Genomic DNA, 16,678 nt, shown 5'->3' with positions numbered 1-16,678 from the left:
TCTCGGACAGGGGCCTTCACGAGTTCAGCACACTGCGGACGGTCCGTCACCCTGGGTGAGCGCGCGGTCCGGTCCTGAGGTCTCAGAAGGCCCCGGCAGTACCTCGTACCCCTCAGGAAACTGCCGTACCAATGCGTCGGCGAACGGCCGTGTCGGGTCTTCGGCGAAATGACCGCGCTCCGCCGAGACCCATCCGTTCCAGAACTCCTCCTGCGCCGCACCGTCCCGTCCGCGCCCACGCGTCCAGGCCTCGTCGCGCGGCAACTCCATCCACAGCAGCCCCGCCAGCCACGGCCGCAACGCGCGGCGGCCCGCACCGACGCCTTCCACCAGGATCACGGGGGCCGGCGGGAGGGTCCGGGCCGGCCCGAAGCGCCGGGTGTTCCAGTCGTACGGGAAATAGCGCGCCGTTTCTCCGCGGCGCAGCGGCTCGATCACCTCGCGCAGCAGCCTGCCGGTCCACGCGAAGAGTTCCTCGTGGGTGGCGATGTCGTCGAGGTGCAGCACCGGCGCACCGCCGAGTTCCGCCGCCAGGTGCCCGGCGAAGGTGGTCTTTCCCGAGCCCGCGTGTCCGTCGACGCCGATCAGGCGCACGGGGCCGCAGGAGGGCGGCAGTCGGTGCAGGCGGGACGCGAGGTCGTGGATGGCGGTTCCCGGAGTGCGAGGAGATGTCTGCATATTCGTTTCGCACATTCTACAGCGGTTGATACCGGTTGAATCCGGGGGAAGCGGGTGGCGCCGAATTGAACGGCTGGTCAGTTGGTGGCATTCCGGTCCGTCATAAGCGGGGGCCCGGGAAGCAGGTATTTCGGAAGCGGCGTTCCGGTTCTGCTTGATGCTGAGTAGTCTTTGCGTTGCTGTCCGTGTGGGGCCGGGAAAGCCCTTGACCGAAATTCAACGCGGACGGCGTGGGCACGGCGTGCGGTGACGCACGGGGATGGACAGGGGAACATGGCCGCGGGGCTATTCGAAGGGCAGTATGTGTGGCATCCGGCGGCAGACGACCGCAGGCTCGCGAGCGTATGCGTGGATGTGCGGGCCGGCCGCTATCTGAGCGCACACGAGGCGCTGGCCGAGACCCGCGACGACTTCGGACTGCGGGCCCACCGCTCCCTGGTGCTGGCCTCCGAGGCCGCCGACTCCGATCTGGCGGAGCGCTGGCTGGAGGAGGAGCCCGGCCCCGAGGCCGCGCTGGTGTGGGCCCGGGTCGCCGTACTGCGGGCCCTGCGCGCGGCGGACGGCAAGGACGACCGGGCCGAGGCGCTGGAGCGGATCGCGCTGGCCGCCTGCGACCGGGCCTCGGCGATGGCGCCGTACGACCCCACGCCCTGGGTGGCCAAGCTGGCCATGGCCCGGCTGCACCAGATCCGGGAGGCCGCACCCCAGGGCCTGCTCACCGCGCCGCCGGGCCCCTGGCAGCTGTTCTCGCACATCCTGCGGCTCGACCCCTGGCACCGCGAGGGCCATCACCGCTTCCTGGCGTTCTTCTTCACGCGCTACGGCGGTTCGGTGAACGCGGCCTGGGACGTCGCCGCCTTCCTCAGTCAGCGGGCGCCGGCCTCGTCCCCGCTGCGGCTGCTGCCGCTGGTCGCCCTCGTCGAGAGCTACAACCCCTCCCAGCTGCTGGCCGACCGCGTCTGGGAGCAGCCGCAGTGGCGCTCCACGGCGCTCGCGATCTACCAGAACTGGCTTCCCCACGTGACGGGATACCGGTTCACCCCCGTGATCGACCTCGCGTATCTGGCGCATGCCCTGTTCATGGCCCAGCGCGAGTTCGAGGCGCGGGCGGTCTTCATGGCCATGGGCCCCTACGCCTCGCGCATGCCCTGGAGCGTGTTCGGCGCCCCCGAGGAGCAGTTGTCGCGGGCCCGGCGGTCCTGCGGCCTGCCCGTGCCCGGGGCCGCCTGAATCGCCCACCTCTCCGTCCACCGCTCCATCCCACCCCCCGAGAAAGGTCCGGCTGTGTCAGAACGGATAACGTCCCCGCGTACGAGAGAGCGCGGGGGTGAGGTTCCCGTCGAGCTCGACGACGACGCCACACTCCATGCGATGGGATATCCGCGAAAGCTCACGCGTCGATTCCAGGCGTTCGACAATTTCGCGATCTCATTCACCATCATCAACATCATCTCCGGTATTTTCTCGTCCTTCGGCTTCGGAATGAACGCGGGCGGTCCGCGCATTCTTGTTTTCGGCTGGATCGGTGTCTCGGTGATGGTGCTGTTCATCGGCGCCGCCATGGCAGAAGTTGCCTCTGCCTATCCCACGAGTGGCGCGCTGTATTTCTCCGCCGGAAAGCTGGCCAAGCGGCACAAGGGTGCCTGGTCCTGGTACACCGGCTGGCTGAATTTCGTGGGCCAGGTCGGCGGCACGGCGGCCACCGGTTACGCGGCCGCGACCTTCATCCAGGCCTTCATCGCCCTGCAGTGGACCTCGTACGAGCCGACCGCCCATCAGACCGTCCTGATCACGGCGGTGATCATCGCGCTCCAGGGATTGGCCAATACCTACACGGTGCAGCTCGTCGCGCTCCTCAACCGCATCTCCGTGTGGTGGCTGATCGTGGGGCTCGTCGTGATCGTGAGCACGCTGATCGTGATGCCCGACGATCATCAGTCGGCGTCGTTCGTCACGCATTTCGCGAACAACACCGGTTTCACGAACGGGCTTTACGGAGGCATGCTCGGTCTGCTGGTCACCAGTTGGACGTTCACGGGCTTCGACGGCAGCTTCCACATGTCCGAGGAAACGGTCCGGGCCACGGTCAACGCGCCGAAGGGGATCACCCGCGCGATCGGCTATTCGGCGATCACCGGTCTGATCCTCATGCTCGCCCTTGTATACAGCATTCACGATTATGATCGCGTGGCGGGCTCTTCGGCGCCGCCGGTGCAGATTCTCATCGACGGACTTGGCATGGGCACCGCAAAGGCGATCCTGCTGATCGTGATCGGGGCCATGCTCTTCTGCGGTCTGGCCAATCTGACCAGCAACACCCGGCAGATCTTCGCCTTCTCCCGGGACGGCGCGATGCCGGGCTCCCGCTGGTGGCACTCGGTCTCCCCGCGCACCCGTACGCCCGTCAAGGCGGTCTGGCTCGCGGTCGGCTGCTCGCTCGCCCTGGTGCTGCCCGGCTGGTGGTCCCACACCGCGTTCACGGCGATCGTCAGTGTCAACGTGGTCGGCCTCTTCCTCGCCTATGCCGTGCCGATCTTCCTGCGGCTGCGGCTCGGCGACGAGTTCCAGCCCGGGCCCTGGCACCTGGGCCGCTGGAGCAAGCCCATCGGCATCCTCGCCGTGACCTGGATCCTGCTCAGCAGCGTGCTGTTCATGCTGCCGCAGGCCTCGCCGATCACCGTCGACACGTTCAACTACGCGTCGATCGCCCTGGCCGTGGTGCTGGTCATCGCCACCGTGTGGTGGTTCGCCACCGCGCGCCGGCGCTTCCAGGGCCCCGTCAGCTACGGCCGCCCCGACGAGGTCGCCGCGATGGACCTTATCTGAGACTCCGCCTCCGGCCCCGGCGTACGGCACAGCCGCGCGCCGGGGCCGAGGCATGTCGTGGACGGGACGCGCACCTCCGCTGTCCGCGGCGGACCCGATGCACACCGATTCCGGATGCCCAGGTCATGCCAGTGGTCCCGACCAATATTGGTGGGCGCGGCGGCGGCCGAAGTGCTGGCAGAAGTCGGCTTCCGGCATCCATAGTTGGGCCACTGTCGTCCTTCTGAACCGCCCCTTCCGGACAACTGGGGGTCACCCACCCATGACCAGAGCTTCCGAACCGTCCCGCAGAACCGTTCTCGCCGCGGCCGTCGCCGCGGCGGCCGCGGGGTCCGCGGGACCGGCGGCCGCCGCCCCGACGCGCTCAGTGAAAGCCCCGAACGGCCTCGTGGACAACCGCGCCTGGACCTCGTACACCGACTGGCGCGGCGGCACCGCGAACGGCACCCGGGCCGTGGCGGGTGCCCGCCCGGGCCTGGTGCTCGCCACCCCGGCCGGCACCACCGACTACACCGACCCGCACACCAAGAAGACCGCCACCTGGGAGTACGCGACCTGGACGGCTCCGGTGCACCGGCTCACCGTGCCCGCCACCGAGGTCATCGCCTCCTGGAACGCGCACACCCCGGCCGGTACCTGGCTCCAGGTCGAGCTGACCGGCACCTACTCCGACGGCACGGCGACGCCCTGGTACGTGCTGGGCCGCTGGGCGGCCGGCGACCAGGACATCAAGCGGACCTCGGTCGACGACCAGAGCGACGGCAAGAGCAGCATCTGGACGGACACCTTCTCCATCGACGCCCCGGCCTCCGGCCTGCGCCTGGCCTCCTACCGGCTGCGGCTGACGCTGTACCGCACCCCGGGCACCCGGCTGACGCCCACCGTGTGGCGGCTCGGCGCGATGGGCTCCGACGTCCCGGACCGCTTCACCGTCCCGGCCTCCACCCCCGGCCTCGCCCAGGAGCTGCCGGTCCCGCGCTACTCGCAGGAGATCCATGCCGGCCAGTACCCGGAGTACGACAGCGGCGGCGAGGCCTGGTGCAGCCCCACCTCCTCGCAGATGATCATCGAGTTCTGGGGCCGCAGGCCGACGGCGGAGCAACTGGCCTGGGTCGATCCGGCCTACGCGGACCCGCAGGTGTGCCACGCGGCCCGCTACACGTACGACTACCAGTACGCCGGCTGCGGCAACTGGCCCTTCAACGCCGCCTACGCGGCGACGTACCGGGACCTCCAGGGGGTGGTGACCCGCCTCGGCTCGCTCACCGACCTGGAGACGCTGATCGCCGCCGGCATCCCCGCCATAACGTCCCAGTCGTTCCTCAAGTCGGAACTGACGGGGGCCGGTTACGGTACGGCCGGCCATCTGATGACCGTCATCGGCTTCACCGCCGACGGCGATGTGATCGCCAACGACCCGGCGTCGCCGAGCGACAGCGCGGTGCGCCGCGTCTACAAGCGGCGCGAGTGGGAGAACATCTGGCTCCGCACCAAGCGGTACAACGCCTCGGGAAAGGTGGCCTCCGGCACCGGCGGTGTCTGTTACCTGTACTTCCCGGCGCAGCCGTCGTCGCAGCAGCGCAAGGCGCTCGCGGCGGTGGGCATCCGCTAGACCGGGCGGCCTCCCCCGCATGAAGGGGGAGGCCGTTCGTTCGGTCAGCTCTGAACCGGGTTCACGACCCAGTCCGGGTGATTCGGCATCGGCGGGGTCTTCGCGCCGTACAGCCACGGGTGCAGGAAGCCGTCGAGGTCCTGGCCCGCGACCTTCGAGGCCAGGCTGATGTAGTCCTGTGTGCTCGCGGTCTTTCCGTTGTACTTGGCGATCCAGGCCCGCTCGATCTTTCCGAACGTCTCCTGGCCGACCTTCTCCCGCAACGCGTACAGGACGAGCGTCGAACCGTCGTACCGCATGCGCTTGAAGAGGTTCGGCTCGGTGGGCTCGGCCGGGGCGCCGTAGTCGTGGCGCCACTGGTCGTGGCTCGCGTACGCGGTCTTCATGGTCTCCTCGAAGCTCACACCGCCGTGCGTCTCCGAGTACAGCCGCTCGTAGTACCGGGCGTGGCCCTCGCTGAGCCACAGGTCGGACCAGGTCTTGATGCCGACGCTGTCGCCGGTCCACTGGTGGGTGAGCTCGTGCACCAGGTTCCGCTCGGCGCTGACCTGGTCGCCGAGCAGGTCGGCCTTCGGGATCAGGGAGAGCGTGTTGGTCTCCAGGGCGACGGCCAGGTCGGTGTCGCCGACGAGCAGGCCGTAGCGGTTGAAGGGGTAGGGGCCGAGCCGCTCCTCCAGCCAGGCGATGTGCTCGGCGGTGAGCTTGCGGTACTGCTCGGTCGGCGCCACCAGATCGTCCGGGACCACGTCGCGGATCGGCAGCCCGTGCGGGCCGGTGCTGTCGACGAAGGTGAACTTGCCGATCGCCAGCTGGGCCAGCTGGGTCGCCAGCGGCTGCTCGGAGTCGTACGTCCATTTCACGCGCCCGTCGGACTGCTCGACACGATCGGTGAGCTTGCCGTTGGCGACCGCCTTCAGGCCCGCCGGGGTGGTGATGTGGAAGGTGATCGGCGCGCGCTGGCTCGGGTGGTCGTTGGACGGGAAGATCAGTTTCGCGCCGTTGGGCTGCGGATACAGGACCGTGCCGTCCGGCGTGGGGATCCAGCCGTAGTCCTCGATGGCGTCGTCGCGGTGGCGTATCTGGGTCGGGTCGGCGGTGTAGGTGACCTTGACCGTGAAGGGCTTGCCCTGCGCCAGCGGTTTGCCGGGGGTGACGACGAGCTCGTCGCCGTCGCGCTCGGCCTTGGCCACCTTTCCGTCCACGGTGACCGTGTGCAGGGTGTTGCCCGCGAAGTCCAGGTTGAAGCGGGACAGCGCCTGTGTCGCGGTCGCCTTGATCGTCGTGGCCGCCTCGAAGGGTGTCTTCGGCGCCTGCCAGTCGAAGTCGAGGGTGTAGCGGCTCACCTTGTAGCCGCCGTTGCCGTCGAGCGGGAAGATCGGGTCGCCGAGGCCCGCCGCCCCGGGGGACGCGGCGTCGGAGGATGCGGAGGCGGCTTGTGAGACCGGACCCGTCAACGCGGCGGTGACGGTGATCGCCGCCGCCAGAGCGAGGCGGGCTCTGCGGCGAGGCGTCCGGAACGTGCTCATCAGGGACCTTTCGGTTGACTGACCACGGGCGTGTGCGGGTTGAGTGACCACTGTCGTGTGAGGAGACGCACAGCCCGCGCACATCGTTGTGGATTCCCGGTCCATTCGAAGGAGGTCGAAGTGTCCGCCGGAGACGGCGTGACCAAGCTCTCTCCCGCGGCAGCCCGATCCGGTGGCAAGGTGGTCGGGTCGGTGGGGAGCCGACGGCAGCCGGGGGACCGACCGCACGACTACGTCAGCGAGATGCCATGACCGCGACCTCCGCCACCGCCGCCCGTGTCCGCGCCCGTACGGGCGGCCCCAAGGACGACGGACCGAAGATTCTGGAGCACGCCCTGGGCTGGACCCTCGTCGTGGTCCTGGCGATGCTGGTCACCCAGCTCGGCCTGCTCTGAACCCAGCCGCTCCGCCGCCGCACGAGCACCCGCTCGGCGCCGCGCGGGCGAGCCGTCACCGCCCCCGCGCCGGGCGCGTGCATCGGACCCCGGACAGCTGAACCAACCGGCCCCTGACGCGGAAGTGCCCCGGCGTACGCCCGAGTTGTCGATCGGAGTCGAACGGGCAGGTGACTCAGGTCTGCCATACTGCGAATGTCCCGTCGGCAGTTGGAGACCAGGGCCGAAATTGAATAATAGTCAACAGCGAGGCCTCGATCGCCCCCGGGCGCGCGGCACCGGTCGCTCAGTGGCGCGCCGCGCCGAACTCATCTCCGTTGGCCGGAAGTTGTTCGCCGACAGGTCGTACGACGCGCTGTCGATGGACGACATCGCCAAGCAGGCGCAGGTCGCCAAGGGTCTGATCTACTACTACTTCCAGTCCAAGCGCGGCTACTACCTGGCCATCGTCGAGGACTCGGTGGCCGAACTGGTCTCCCGGGCGGCCGGTGGCCTCCAGCTGCCGCCCGCCGAGCGGGTGCACCGCACCATCGAGAGCTATCTCCGCTACGCCGAACACCATCAGGCCGCCTACCGCACGATCATCAGCGGCGGTGTCGGCTTCGACACCGAGGTGCAGGCCATCCGCGACGGCGTGCGCGAGGCCATCATCGCGACGATCGCCGAAGGGGCGTACGGGCGGCGCAAGGTCGACCCTCTGCCGCGGACCGCGCTGCTCGGCTGGCTCTGCAGCGTCGAGGGGGCGACCCTCGACTGGATCGACCGGCAGGAGCTGAGCCGCGACGCGATGCGTGAACTGCTCGTGCGAATGCTCGGCGGCACCCTGCGCGCCATCGAGGAGCTGGACCCCTCGTACGTGGCCCCCGCCCCCGCCCGCCGCGACGAATGAGCCGGCGGCGGGACGCGAGGAGCGTCGGGCGGAGGGCATGAACAAGGGGCGGAGGCCGCCGGACCCCCGCCCCAAGTGCTGTACCGAACAGGCTAGTTGATCGACTTGATCAGCTCGCCGTTCGAGGTGTCACCGCTCAGTTCCCAGAAGAAGGTGCCGCCCAGGCCCTGCGCGTTCTTGTAGCTCATCTTCCCCGCGATGGTCGACGGGGTGTCGTAGCTCCACCAGTTGGTGCCGCACTTCGCGTACGCCGTGCCGCCGACCGTGCCGGTCGCCGGGCACTTCGTCTTGAGCACCTTGTAGTCGTCGATGCCCGCCTCGTACGTCCCCGTCGCGGGGCCGGTCGCCGTGCCGCCGGGTGCCGCCTGGGTGACGCCGGTCCAGCCGCGTCCGTAGAAGCCGATGCCGAGCAGCAGCTTCGAGGCCGGGATGCCGAGGCCCTTGAGCTTCGCGATCGTCGCCGAGGTGTAGTAGTTCGCCTTCGGGATGCCCGTGTACGAGTTGAGCGGCGAGTGCGGAGCCGTGGGCCCTGTCGTGTCCCAGGCGCCGAAGAAGTCGTACGTCATCGGGTTGTACCAGTCGACGTACTGCGCGGCGCCGGCGTAGTTGGCCGCGTCGATCTTGCCGCCGCTGGTGGCGTCGGCCGTGATCGCCGAGGTGACGAGATTGCTGCCGCCGAACTTGGCACGCAGGGCCGCCAGCAGGTTCTTGTAGGCGTCCTTGCCGCTGGTGTCACAGGTGGCACCGCAGGCGTTGGGGTATTCCCAGTCGATGTCGATGCCGTCGAAGACATCCGCCCACTTGGAGTTCTCCACCAGGTCGTAGCAGGACTGGGCGAACGCGGCCGGGTTCTGGGCCGCCTGCCCGAAGCCGCTCGACCAGGTCCAGCCGCCGAAGGACCAGAGGACCTTCAGGCCCGGGTGCTTCTTCTTCAGCTCGCGCAGCTGGTTGAAGTTGCCGCGCAGCGGCTGGTCCCAGGTGTCGGCGACGCCGTCCACCGACTCGGCCGCGGTGTAGGTGCGGTCGGTCGCCGCGTAGGCGTCGCCCATCGCGCACTTGCCACCGGTGACGTTGCCGAAGGCGTAGTTGATGTGGGTCAGCTTGGCACCCGAACCGGACGTCTCGATGTTCTTGACGTAGTACTTGCGGTCGTAGGTGCCCCATTCGGTGAAGTAGCCGACGACCTTGGAGCCGGCCGCGGCAGCGGTGGTCTCCGAAGCGGCCGTGGCCGCCGTGGTGCCGGACTCCCTGGCGGTGGCGGTGCCCGCGCCGGCGAGCAGCCCGGCGCCGAGGACGGCACAACACGCGGCGGACAGAAGCGTCCGGAAGCGGACGCGAGAGCGGAGCGGTCTGAACATCGTGTCTCCTCGTGGGGAAGAGGGGAACGTGTGAGGGCCTTGCTGCTGGACCTGCTGGTGAGTGCCTGAGCCACTGCGGGGACGCCTGGTCCCGGATCCCTGCTGCTGTTTGGCATGAACGCGGTGACGCGTTGCAGGAACAGTAGGAGGACTAGACCAGTGCGTCAATGGTTCGGACCAATTTCCCTTTCTTTTAGTAAGCGGTCGTTAACTGGTGACTCGGTGCCTCCGATCGGGCATACTCACAGCGCCACAGCCGCTGATCTGCAGCTTCCGCGACCCGGAGGGGCAGCATCGGCTGGGCACTGTGAGACCCGGCGGGGCCGCCCCATCCCAGGTGTGTGTTCGCCGATGTGCCCGACAGGGAGGAGAGCGTCGCCATGCCCGACCGCGCCCCGCAGCCGGTGGACCGTCAATTGCCCACGGACGAGGCCCGGGATCTGATCTCGCTCGTCCGCGACATCGCGCAGCGCGAGATCGCACCGAAGGCGGCCGAGGAGGAGGACGCCGGGCGTTTCCCGCGCGAAGTCTTCCGCCTGCTCTCGGAATCGGGCCTCCTCGGACTGCCCTACGACTCCGAGTACGGCGGCGGCGACCAGCCGTACGAGGTCTATCTCCAGGTCCTGGAGGAGCTCGCCGCGGCCCGTCTGACCGTCGGCCTCGGCGTCAGCGTGCACACCCTCGCCTGTCACGCGCTCGCGAACTACGGCACCAAGCAGCAGCAGGTCGAGCATCTGCCCGCCATGCTCGGCGGCGGCCTCCTCGGTGCGTACTGCCTCTCCGAACCGTCCTCCGGCTCGGACGCCGCCTCGCTGCGGACCAAGGCCGTGCGGGAGGCGGCAGGCGCCGCCCCCGAGAGCGGCGGAGACTGGTCGATCACCGGCACCAAGGCCTGGATCACGCACGGCGGCATCGCCGACTTCTACACCGTGCTCGCCCGCAGCGGCGGCGAGGGAGCCCGGGGTATCACGGCCTTCCTGGTCCCCGGTGACGCCGAGGGGCTCAGTGCCGCGTTGCCGGAGAAGAAGATGGGCATGAAGGGCTCGCCCACCGCCCAGGTCCACTTCGACGGCGTCCGCGTCTCCGACGACCGGCGCATCGGCGACGAGGGTCAGGGCTTCGCGATCGCCCTCTCGGCACTCGACTCCGGGCGCCTGGGCATCGCCGCCTGTGCGATCGGCGTGGCCCAGGCCGCGCTGGACGAGGCGGTCGCGTACGCCACCGGCCGGGAGCAGTTCGGCCGGCCCATCTCCCACTTCCAGGGCCTGCGTTTCATGCTCGCCGACATGGCCACGCAGATCGAGGCGGGCCGGGCGCTGTATCTGGCCGCCGCCCGGCTCCGGGACGCCGGCCGGCCGTTCGCCAAGCAGGCGGCCATGGCCAAGCTGCTGTGCACGGACGCCGCGATGAAGGTCACCACGGACGCCGTGCAGGTGCTCGGCGGCTATGGCTACACCGCGGAGTTCCCGGTCGAGCGCTATATGCGGGAGGCCAAGGTGCTCCAGATCGTCGAGGGCACCAATCAGATCCAGCGCATGGTCATCGCACGTCACCTCGCGGGTCCGGACTCACGCTGAACGGGTCGGGTCCCACCCGGCTCACGCCGAACGGATCCGGGCTCACACCGAAGGGATCCGGGCTCACCCCGAACGGGTCCCGGCCGGCGCCGAACTGACCGAGCCCGGCCGGGGGCGCCGCCAGCCGGACCCACTCGGGGTCGTGCCGTCCGGGCAGCGTACGGCCGCGATCGGCCCAGGTCCGCATCAGAGCGCGGTAGATGGGCGGGTCCTGGTACTGCGGAGGCCCCGGAGGAACCGATTCTGCCGGGGGCGGGACATAGACGCGGCGCCGACGCCCGGTAGCCGAGAAAGTGGGGGTCATACCAGGGCAACGCCCGCGCCCGGCGGCAGGTCACCTACCCGTGCAATCGGGCGTCTGTTCACCCCGAGCCCGTACGGGGGGCGCGCCCCCCGAGTGCGCGCCGGACCGTCGGCCGGGGCACTGTCTCTGGCCCCGTGCCGCCATCTGACGTACCGTCAACTTCGCCGCCGGGGCCCGCGCCTCTCCCGGTGACGTCAACTGCCGTGCGTTCAGGGAGGCCTGCCGTGCCCGACGACCGCCCCGTAGCTCTCGACGAGTACCCCATCCACCAGGTCCCCCTGTCCATGAAGCACCTCGCGACGGGGGACCGGAACGCCTACGATCGCTGCATCTTCCATGTCTTCGACCACCAGGGCCGGGCGCTGCTGATCCTGGGCCTCGGGGTGTATCCGAACGTCGGTGTGATCGACGCGTACGCCACTCTGCGGCGGGGCGACACCCTGTACGCGGTCCGGGCGTCGGACGCGCTGCGCGACGACGCCCGGATGGAACTGGCCGTCGGCCCGCTCCGGATCCAGGTCGAACGCCCGCTGAAGGACTTCGTCCTGACCTGCGCGGCCGATCCCGGGGACCCGGACGGACTGTCGTACGAGATCAACTGGTCCGCGGACTTCCCCGCGCTGTGGGAACCGCACCACCTCCAGCGGCGCGGCGACCGGCTCACCCTGGAGGGCAGGCGCTTCGTGCAGGCGGGCCGCTGCGACGGCTGGATCCGTGCCGGCGGCGAGGAACTGCGCCTGACGGCGGGTGAGTGGACCGGCACCCGCGACCGCAGCTGGGGTGTGCGCCCCCTTCCGGGGGAGGACGGCGGCCGGTCGGCCGACGAGCACCCCACCCAGGGGTTCCACTGGATCTGGTCGCCCGTCCGCTTCGAGGACCGCTTCCTGATGATCGTCACGCAGGAGGACGCGGACGGCCACCGGTCCCTGAACGACGCGACGCTGGTACGCCCGGGGGAGCGCGACCTCCAACTCGGCTGGCCCCGGACGGACATCACCTATCGCCCGGGCACCCGCCACCCCCGGTCCGCCGTCGTCCACCTCACGCATCCGCCGGACGGCAAGCCCCTGGAGCTGGGCGTGGAGGTGCTCACCTCCTCCCCGCTCGCCGTCGGCGCCGGCTATCCGCCCGCCGACGACTGGCAGCACGGCAGCTGGCGCGGCCGCGACTGGACCGACCGCCGCAGCTACGACCTCGCCGACCCGGCCGGCCACCCCCTTGCCGCGTACGGGGTGACCGACCACGCGGCCCGCTTCACGCTGGACGGCCGCACCGGTCACGGGATCTTCGAGCACGGCTCGTTCGGCCGCCACGACCCGAGCGGGTTCACCGGATTCGACTCGGTCGCGCCCTGAGACCGGTCGCGCCCTGAGAGGAGCCACGGGATGACCTCGGCACCCCGCCCCCGTACGAGCACCCGTGACCCGCGGGAGATCGCCCACCGGCTGACCGCCTGGCTCGCCACGCGCCTGCCCGGCGCCGAGGCCGTCGGGGTGACGGTCCCTGCGTCGAACGGCATGTCCAGCGAGACCCTCCTCTTCGACATCGATCACCCCGAACCCCCCGTCCGCGCCTGCGCGTTGCGCCTCGCGGCGGATCCGGCCGCGTACACCGTCTTCCCGGTCTACGACATGCCCCGGCAGTACGGCACGATGCGCCGGGTCGCCGAGCGCACCGACGTGCCCGTCCCGCGGGTGCTGTGGCTGGAGGAGGACCCCGGGCCGCTCGGGGCGCCGTTCTTCGTCATGGAACGGGTCGACGGCCGCGTACCGCCGGACGTCATGCCCTATACGTACGAGGGCAATTGGCTGCACGCGGCAACCGACGAGGAACGTACCCGGCTGGAGGCGGCGTCGATCGGGCTGCTCGCGCGGCTGCACGACCAGGTGGACGTCAGCGGCGACGCGTTCTTCCGGCAGTGGGGGCGGGGCGGCCTGCGCGACCACGTCGAATCCCAACGTGCCTACTACCACTGGGTGGTTGACGGCCTGTCACGTTCGCCGCTCATCGAGAGTGCCTTCGACCGGCTCGAGGAGCTGTGGCCGCGAGACGCGGGCGAGTCCGTCCTCACCTGGGGCGACGCGCGCATCGGTAACGTCATCTACGACGGCTTCGAACCGGCGGCCGTCCTCGACTGGGAGATGGCGGCCGTCGCCCCGCGCGAGGTCGACCTCGGCTGGATGATCTATCTCCACCGCTTCTTCCAGGACCTCACCCTGAGCTTCGGACAGCCCGGCCTCCCGGACTTCCTGCGCCGCGACACGATCGAGCGGCACTACGCCCGACTCACCGGCCACACGCCCCAGTACATGGACTTCTACATCCTGTACGCGGCCCTGCGGCAGGCCGTCGTGATGCTGCGCGTCGCCTACCGCCAGGCGCACTTCGGTGAGGTCGCCGTCCCGGCCGACCCGGACACGCTGATCCTGCACCACGACAGTCTGCGAGCCATGGTGCAGGGCAGCTACGGGGATTGACTCAGGCGGCGTGGCGCCGCATGTCCGGGACACGCATGGGGCGCGAGCTCGGGCCGCCGACGTGCGAGAACGGCTGCGTGCGCCAGTTCAGCCCCTGAGGGAGCGTCAGGAGGAGCGCCGTGTCCTGCTCCTGGGGCTGCGTGGACTCGTCGGCGGGCCGGGCGTCGACCGCGCTCCGCCCCGTACCGGCACAGACCGTGAGCCCGAACGGGTTCCACGGGGTGGCGCACAGCGCGTGCTCGGGCAGGACCTCCTCGTCCGCCAGGAGCGCGATGGGCTGCGCGCAGTCCGGGCAGATCACCCGGTACATCTCGAAGGTGTCGTACTCGTCGAACTCCTCGTCGTCGAGGGCGTCCGGTTCGACACCCTCCGGCTCGGGCTCGACGACCGGCTGCTGCCTCTTGGGCGTAGTACGACCAGGGCGCTGAAGACTCTGCATGGGACTCCCCCTCAGGTGGGCCGACAAGGCGCTGCGACCTCGACCACAGCAAGCACTTCCCGTCCGGCCTCCGCGGTAACCACGAGAACATCTCGGACCCCTCCGTAACACTGTGGCGTTCGTCACATGCCGTCCGCAGGTGCCCCGGCCCGGCGGATTTGTCCCCCGAACGGCGCACGGACCCCTCTCGCACACATCACGAACCGGGTATGACCTGGGCCGCTCAGGTATCCGGGGGGATCAAGGGCCCTGTAGGTTCTTGCGCCATGGAGGAGCTGGATCGACAGATCGTGCAGCTGCTCGTCGAGGACGGGCGGATGAGCTACACAGACCTGGGCAAGGCCACGGGCCTGTCCACGTCGGCCGTGCACCAGCGGGTGCGCCGGCTGGAGCAGCGCGGTGTCATCCGTGGCTACGCCGCGGTCGTCGACTCCGAGGCCGTCGGGCTGCCGCTGACCGCTTTCATCTCGGTGAAACCGTTCGACCCCAGCTCGCCCGACGACATCGCGGAACGTCTCGCCGGCGTCCCTGAGATCGAGGCCTGCCACAGCGTCGCGGGCGACGAGAACTACATCCTCAAGGTGCGGGTCTCGACCCCGCACGAACTGGAGGAGCTCCTCGCCCGGCTGCGCTCGCTCGCGGGCGTCTCGACGCGTACGACCGTGGTGCTGTCCACCCCGTACGAGGCACGGCCCCCGCGGATCTGAGCCCTCCGGTTTCTCGGCCGCGTTCGGCGAGCCGGCGTCCGCCGCCGAGGAGACGGGCCCCCGCGCGCGAGGAGGCCCTGCTCAGGCGCGAGACTGTTCCCCATGAGTGAGAGCGCCGCCCCGCCGGACACCGTGCTGCTGCGCGGTGGAGAAGTCCACAGTCCCGCCGATCCCTTCGCGACCGCGATGGTCGTGGAGCGCGGGCACGTCGCCTGGGTCGGTTCCGAAGGCGCGGCCGACGCCTTCGCGAGCGGGGTCGACGAGGTCGTGGACCTGGAAGGCGCGCTGGTCACCCCGGCGTTCACGGACGCCCATGTGCACACCACGTCCACCGGCCTCGCGCTCACCGGTCTCGACCTGTCGGACGCCCCCTCCCTGGACGCGACCCTCGCTCTCGTACGCGACTTCGCCGCCGCCCGCCCCGCCGCCCGCGTCCTGCTCGGGCACGGCTGGGACGCGGCCCGCTGGCCCGGGGGACGCCCCCCGACCCGCGCCGAACTCGACGAGGCCACCGGCGGCCGGCCGCTGTACCTCTCCCGTATCGACGTCCACTCGGCCGTCGTCACCACGGCCCTGCTCGACCTGGTGCCCGGCATCACCGGCCGCGCCGGATACGCGGACGGCCCGCTGACCCGCGACGCCCACCACGCCGTACGGGCCGCCGCCCTCGGGGCCGTCACCGCCGAGCAGCGGACCGAGGCCCAGCGCGCCGCCCTCGCGCACGCCGCCTCGCTGGGCATCGGCTCGGTGCACGAGTGCGCGGGCCCGGAGATCTCCTCCGAGGACGACTTCACCGGACTGCTGCGCCTCGCCGCCGAGGAGTCGGGCCCGCGGGTCGCCGGCTACTGGGCCGAGCAGGACATCGAGAAGGTACGGGCCCTGGGCGCGATCGGCGCGGCGGGCGACCTCTTCGTCGACGGCGCCCTCGGCTCCCACACGGCCTGTCTGCACGAGCCGTACGCCGACGCCGGTCACACCGGCACCGCCTACCTGGACGCCGCCGCCGTCGCCGCGCATGTCGTCGCGTGCACCGAGGCGGGGCTCCAGGCGGGCTTCCACGCCATCGGGGACGCCGCCGTGACCTCCGTGGTCGAGGGCGTCCGCGCCGCCGCCGAGAAGACCGGCTTGGCCCGCGTCCGGGCCGCCCGCCACCGCGTCGAGCACGCCGAGATGCTCACCCCCGAGACCATCGCCGCCTTCGCCGAACTCGGTCTCACCGCCTCGGTGCAGCCCGCCTTCGACGCGCTGTGGGGCGGCGAGGACGGCATGTACGTCCAGCGCCTGGGCGCCGAACGGGCCCGCACCCTCAACCCCTTCGCGGCCCTGCTGCGCTCCGGCGTCCCGCTCGCCCTCGGCTCCGACAGCCCCGTCACCCCGCTCGACCCGTGGGGCACCGTCCGCGCGGCCGCCTTCCACCGCACCCCCGAGCACCGGGTGTCCGTACGCGCCGCGTTCACGGCGCATACGCGCGGTGGATGGCGCGCGATCGGACGGGACGACGCGGGCATCCTGGTGCCGGGCGCCCCCGCGGACTACGCCGTGTGGCGCAGCGCGGACCTGGTCGTCCAGGCCCCTGATGACCGCGTCGCCCGCTGGTCCACCGATCCCCGCTCCGGCACACCCGGGCTGCCCGACCTGACGCCGGGTCATGACCTCCCCGTCTGCCTGCGCACCGTCGTGGGCGGCCGGACGGTATTCGTACGGCCGGACGAGTGATGTCCCGGGGTGGCGCGCTGTCGATCATGGCGTGCCGCCGCGGGGCGCGACCTGCGAATCCTCGGCACTGACCAGGCAGTCGAGGGAAAACCCGCAGCTCACACGGCTGTTGACAGCCGATGGCTGAGGACGGGTAGGTTCGGCCGGGTCCACCACCGGACGTCCGACCGGGGA

14 protein-coding genes are annotated in these 16,678 nt (G+C 70.5%); 10 read left to right on the top strand and 4 right to left on the bottom strand.

Going from position 1 to position 16,678, the window contains the following annotated elements:
• Positions 1-24: 24 nt before the first annotated feature.
• Positions 25-678 (bottom strand): uridine kinase, encoded by a 654-nt coding sequence (locus tag ACFWM2_RS36460; protein ID WP_383289288.1) that lies wholly within the window; start codon positions 676-678, stop codon positions 25-27.
• A 273-nt stretch (positions 679-951) separates the two neighbouring features.
• Here ACFWM2_RS36460 and ACFWM2_RS36455 point away from each other — a divergent pair, with 273 nt between their 5' ends.
• The 3 genes from ACFWM2_RS36455 (at position 952) to ACFWM2_RS36445 (ending at position 5,116) form a co-directional block, all read left to right on the top strand.
• Positions 952-1,908 carry a hypothetical protein gene (locus tag ACFWM2_RS36455; protein WP_383289285.1) on the top strand — a complete coding sequence of 319 codons (957 nt, stop codon included), beginning with the start codon at positions 952-954 and terminating at the stop codon, positions 1,906-1,908.
• Between the two features lie 54 nt (positions 1,909-1,962).
• Positions 1,963-3,504 (top strand): amino acid permease, encoded by a 1,542-nt coding sequence (locus ACFWM2_RS36450; RefSeq protein ID WP_383289282.1) that lies wholly within the window; start codon positions 1,963-1,965, stop codon positions 3,502-3,504.
• A gap of 262 nt (positions 3,505-3,766) precedes the next feature.
• Positions 3,767-5,116: a peptidase C39 family protein gene (locus tag ACFWM2_RS36445; protein WP_383289279.1), complete on the top strand. Its 1,350-nt coding sequence runs from the start codon at positions 3,767-3,769 to the stop codon at positions 5,114-5,116.
• A gap of 44 nt (positions 5,117-5,160) precedes the next feature.
• Here ACFWM2_RS36445 and ACFWM2_RS36440 read toward each other — a convergent pair whose 3' ends face one another.
• On the bottom strand, positions 5,161-6,642 hold the full coding sequence (locus tag ACFWM2_RS36440; RefSeq protein ID WP_383289277.1) for a M1 family metallopeptidase: 1,482 nt from the start codon (positions 6,640-6,642) through the stop codon (positions 5,161-5,163).
• Between the two features lie 248 nt (positions 6,643-6,890).
• On the opposite strand from ACFWM2_RS36440, the gene ACFWM2_RS36435 reads away from it, so the two are divergent.
• Positions 6,891-7,037: an SCO1431 family membrane protein gene (locus ACFWM2_RS36435; RefSeq protein WP_383289274.1), complete on the top strand. Its 147-nt coding sequence runs from the start codon at positions 6,891-6,893 to the stop codon at positions 7,035-7,037.
• A 229-nt stretch (positions 7,038-7,266) separates the two neighbouring features.
• On the top strand, positions 7,267-7,926 hold the full coding sequence (locus ACFWM2_RS36430; RefSeq protein ID WP_383289271.1) for a TetR/AcrR family transcriptional regulator: 660 nt from the start codon (positions 7,267-7,269) through the stop codon (positions 7,924-7,926).
• A 92-nt stretch (positions 7,927-8,018) separates the two neighbouring features.
• Here the strand turns inward: ACFWM2_RS36430 and ACFWM2_RS36425 are convergent, their stop codons facing one another.
• A complete protein-coding gene (locus ACFWM2_RS36425; protein WP_383289269.1) occupies positions 8,019-9,284 on the bottom strand; it encodes a glycoside hydrolase family 18 protein in 1,266 nt (421 codons plus the stop codon).
• Between the two features lie 380 nt (positions 9,285-9,664).
• On the opposite strand from ACFWM2_RS36425, the gene ACFWM2_RS36420 reads away from it, so the two are divergent.
• The 3 genes from ACFWM2_RS36420 (at position 9,665) to ACFWM2_RS36410 (ending at position 13,642) form a co-directional block, all read left to right on the top strand.
• On the top strand, positions 9,665-10,861 hold the full coding sequence (locus ACFWM2_RS36420; protein WP_383289266.1) for an acyl-CoA dehydrogenase family protein: 1,197 nt from the start codon (positions 9,665-9,667) through the stop codon (positions 10,859-10,861).
• Positions 10,862-11,389: 528 nt separating this feature from the next.
• Entirely contained in the window at positions 11,390-12,520 is a 1,131-nt protein-coding gene (locus ACFWM2_RS36415) for a hypothetical protein (protein ID WP_383289263.1), read from the top strand.
• Positions 12,521-12,550: 30 nt separating this feature from the next.
• Entirely contained in the window at positions 12,551-13,642 is a 1,092-nt protein-coding gene (locus tag ACFWM2_RS36410; protein WP_383289261.1) for a phosphotransferase family protein, read from the top strand.
• A gap of 1 nt (position 13,643) precedes the next feature.
• On the opposite strand, the gene ACFWM2_RS36405 is transcribed toward ACFWM2_RS36410, so the two are convergent.
• Positions 13,644-14,081: a hypothetical protein gene (locus ACFWM2_RS36405; protein ID WP_383289258.1), complete on the bottom strand. Its 438-nt coding sequence runs from the start codon at positions 14,079-14,081 to the stop codon at positions 13,644-13,646.
• Between the two features lie 266 nt (positions 14,082-14,347).
• Here ACFWM2_RS36405 and ACFWM2_RS36400 point away from each other — a divergent pair, with 266 nt between their 5' ends.
• Both ACFWM2_RS36400 and ACFWM2_RS36395 read left to right on the top strand, forming a co-directional pair.
• Positions 14,348-14,788 carry an Lrp/AsnC family transcriptional regulator gene (locus ACFWM2_RS36400; RefSeq protein WP_383289255.1) on the top strand — a complete coding sequence of 147 codons (441 nt, stop codon included), beginning with the start codon at positions 14,348-14,350 and terminating at the stop codon, positions 14,786-14,788.
• Positions 14,789-14,890: 102 nt separating this feature from the next.
• Complete coding sequence (locus ACFWM2_RS36395; protein ID WP_383289253.1) at positions 14,891-16,504, top strand: amidohydrolase; 1,614 nt, start codon at positions 14,891-14,893, stop codon at positions 16,502-16,504.
• Positions 16,505-16,678: the final 174 nt, after the last annotated feature.

The sequence above is a fragment of the Streptomyces sp. NPDC058371 genome (assembly GCF_042723265.1).
Classification (GTDB): domain Bacteria; phylum Actinomycetota; class Actinomycetes; order Streptomycetales; family Streptomycetaceae; genus Streptomyces.
The sequence above is the reverse complement of the archived record's forward strand: the minus strand, read 5'-3'. Positions and strand labels throughout refer to the sequence as shown.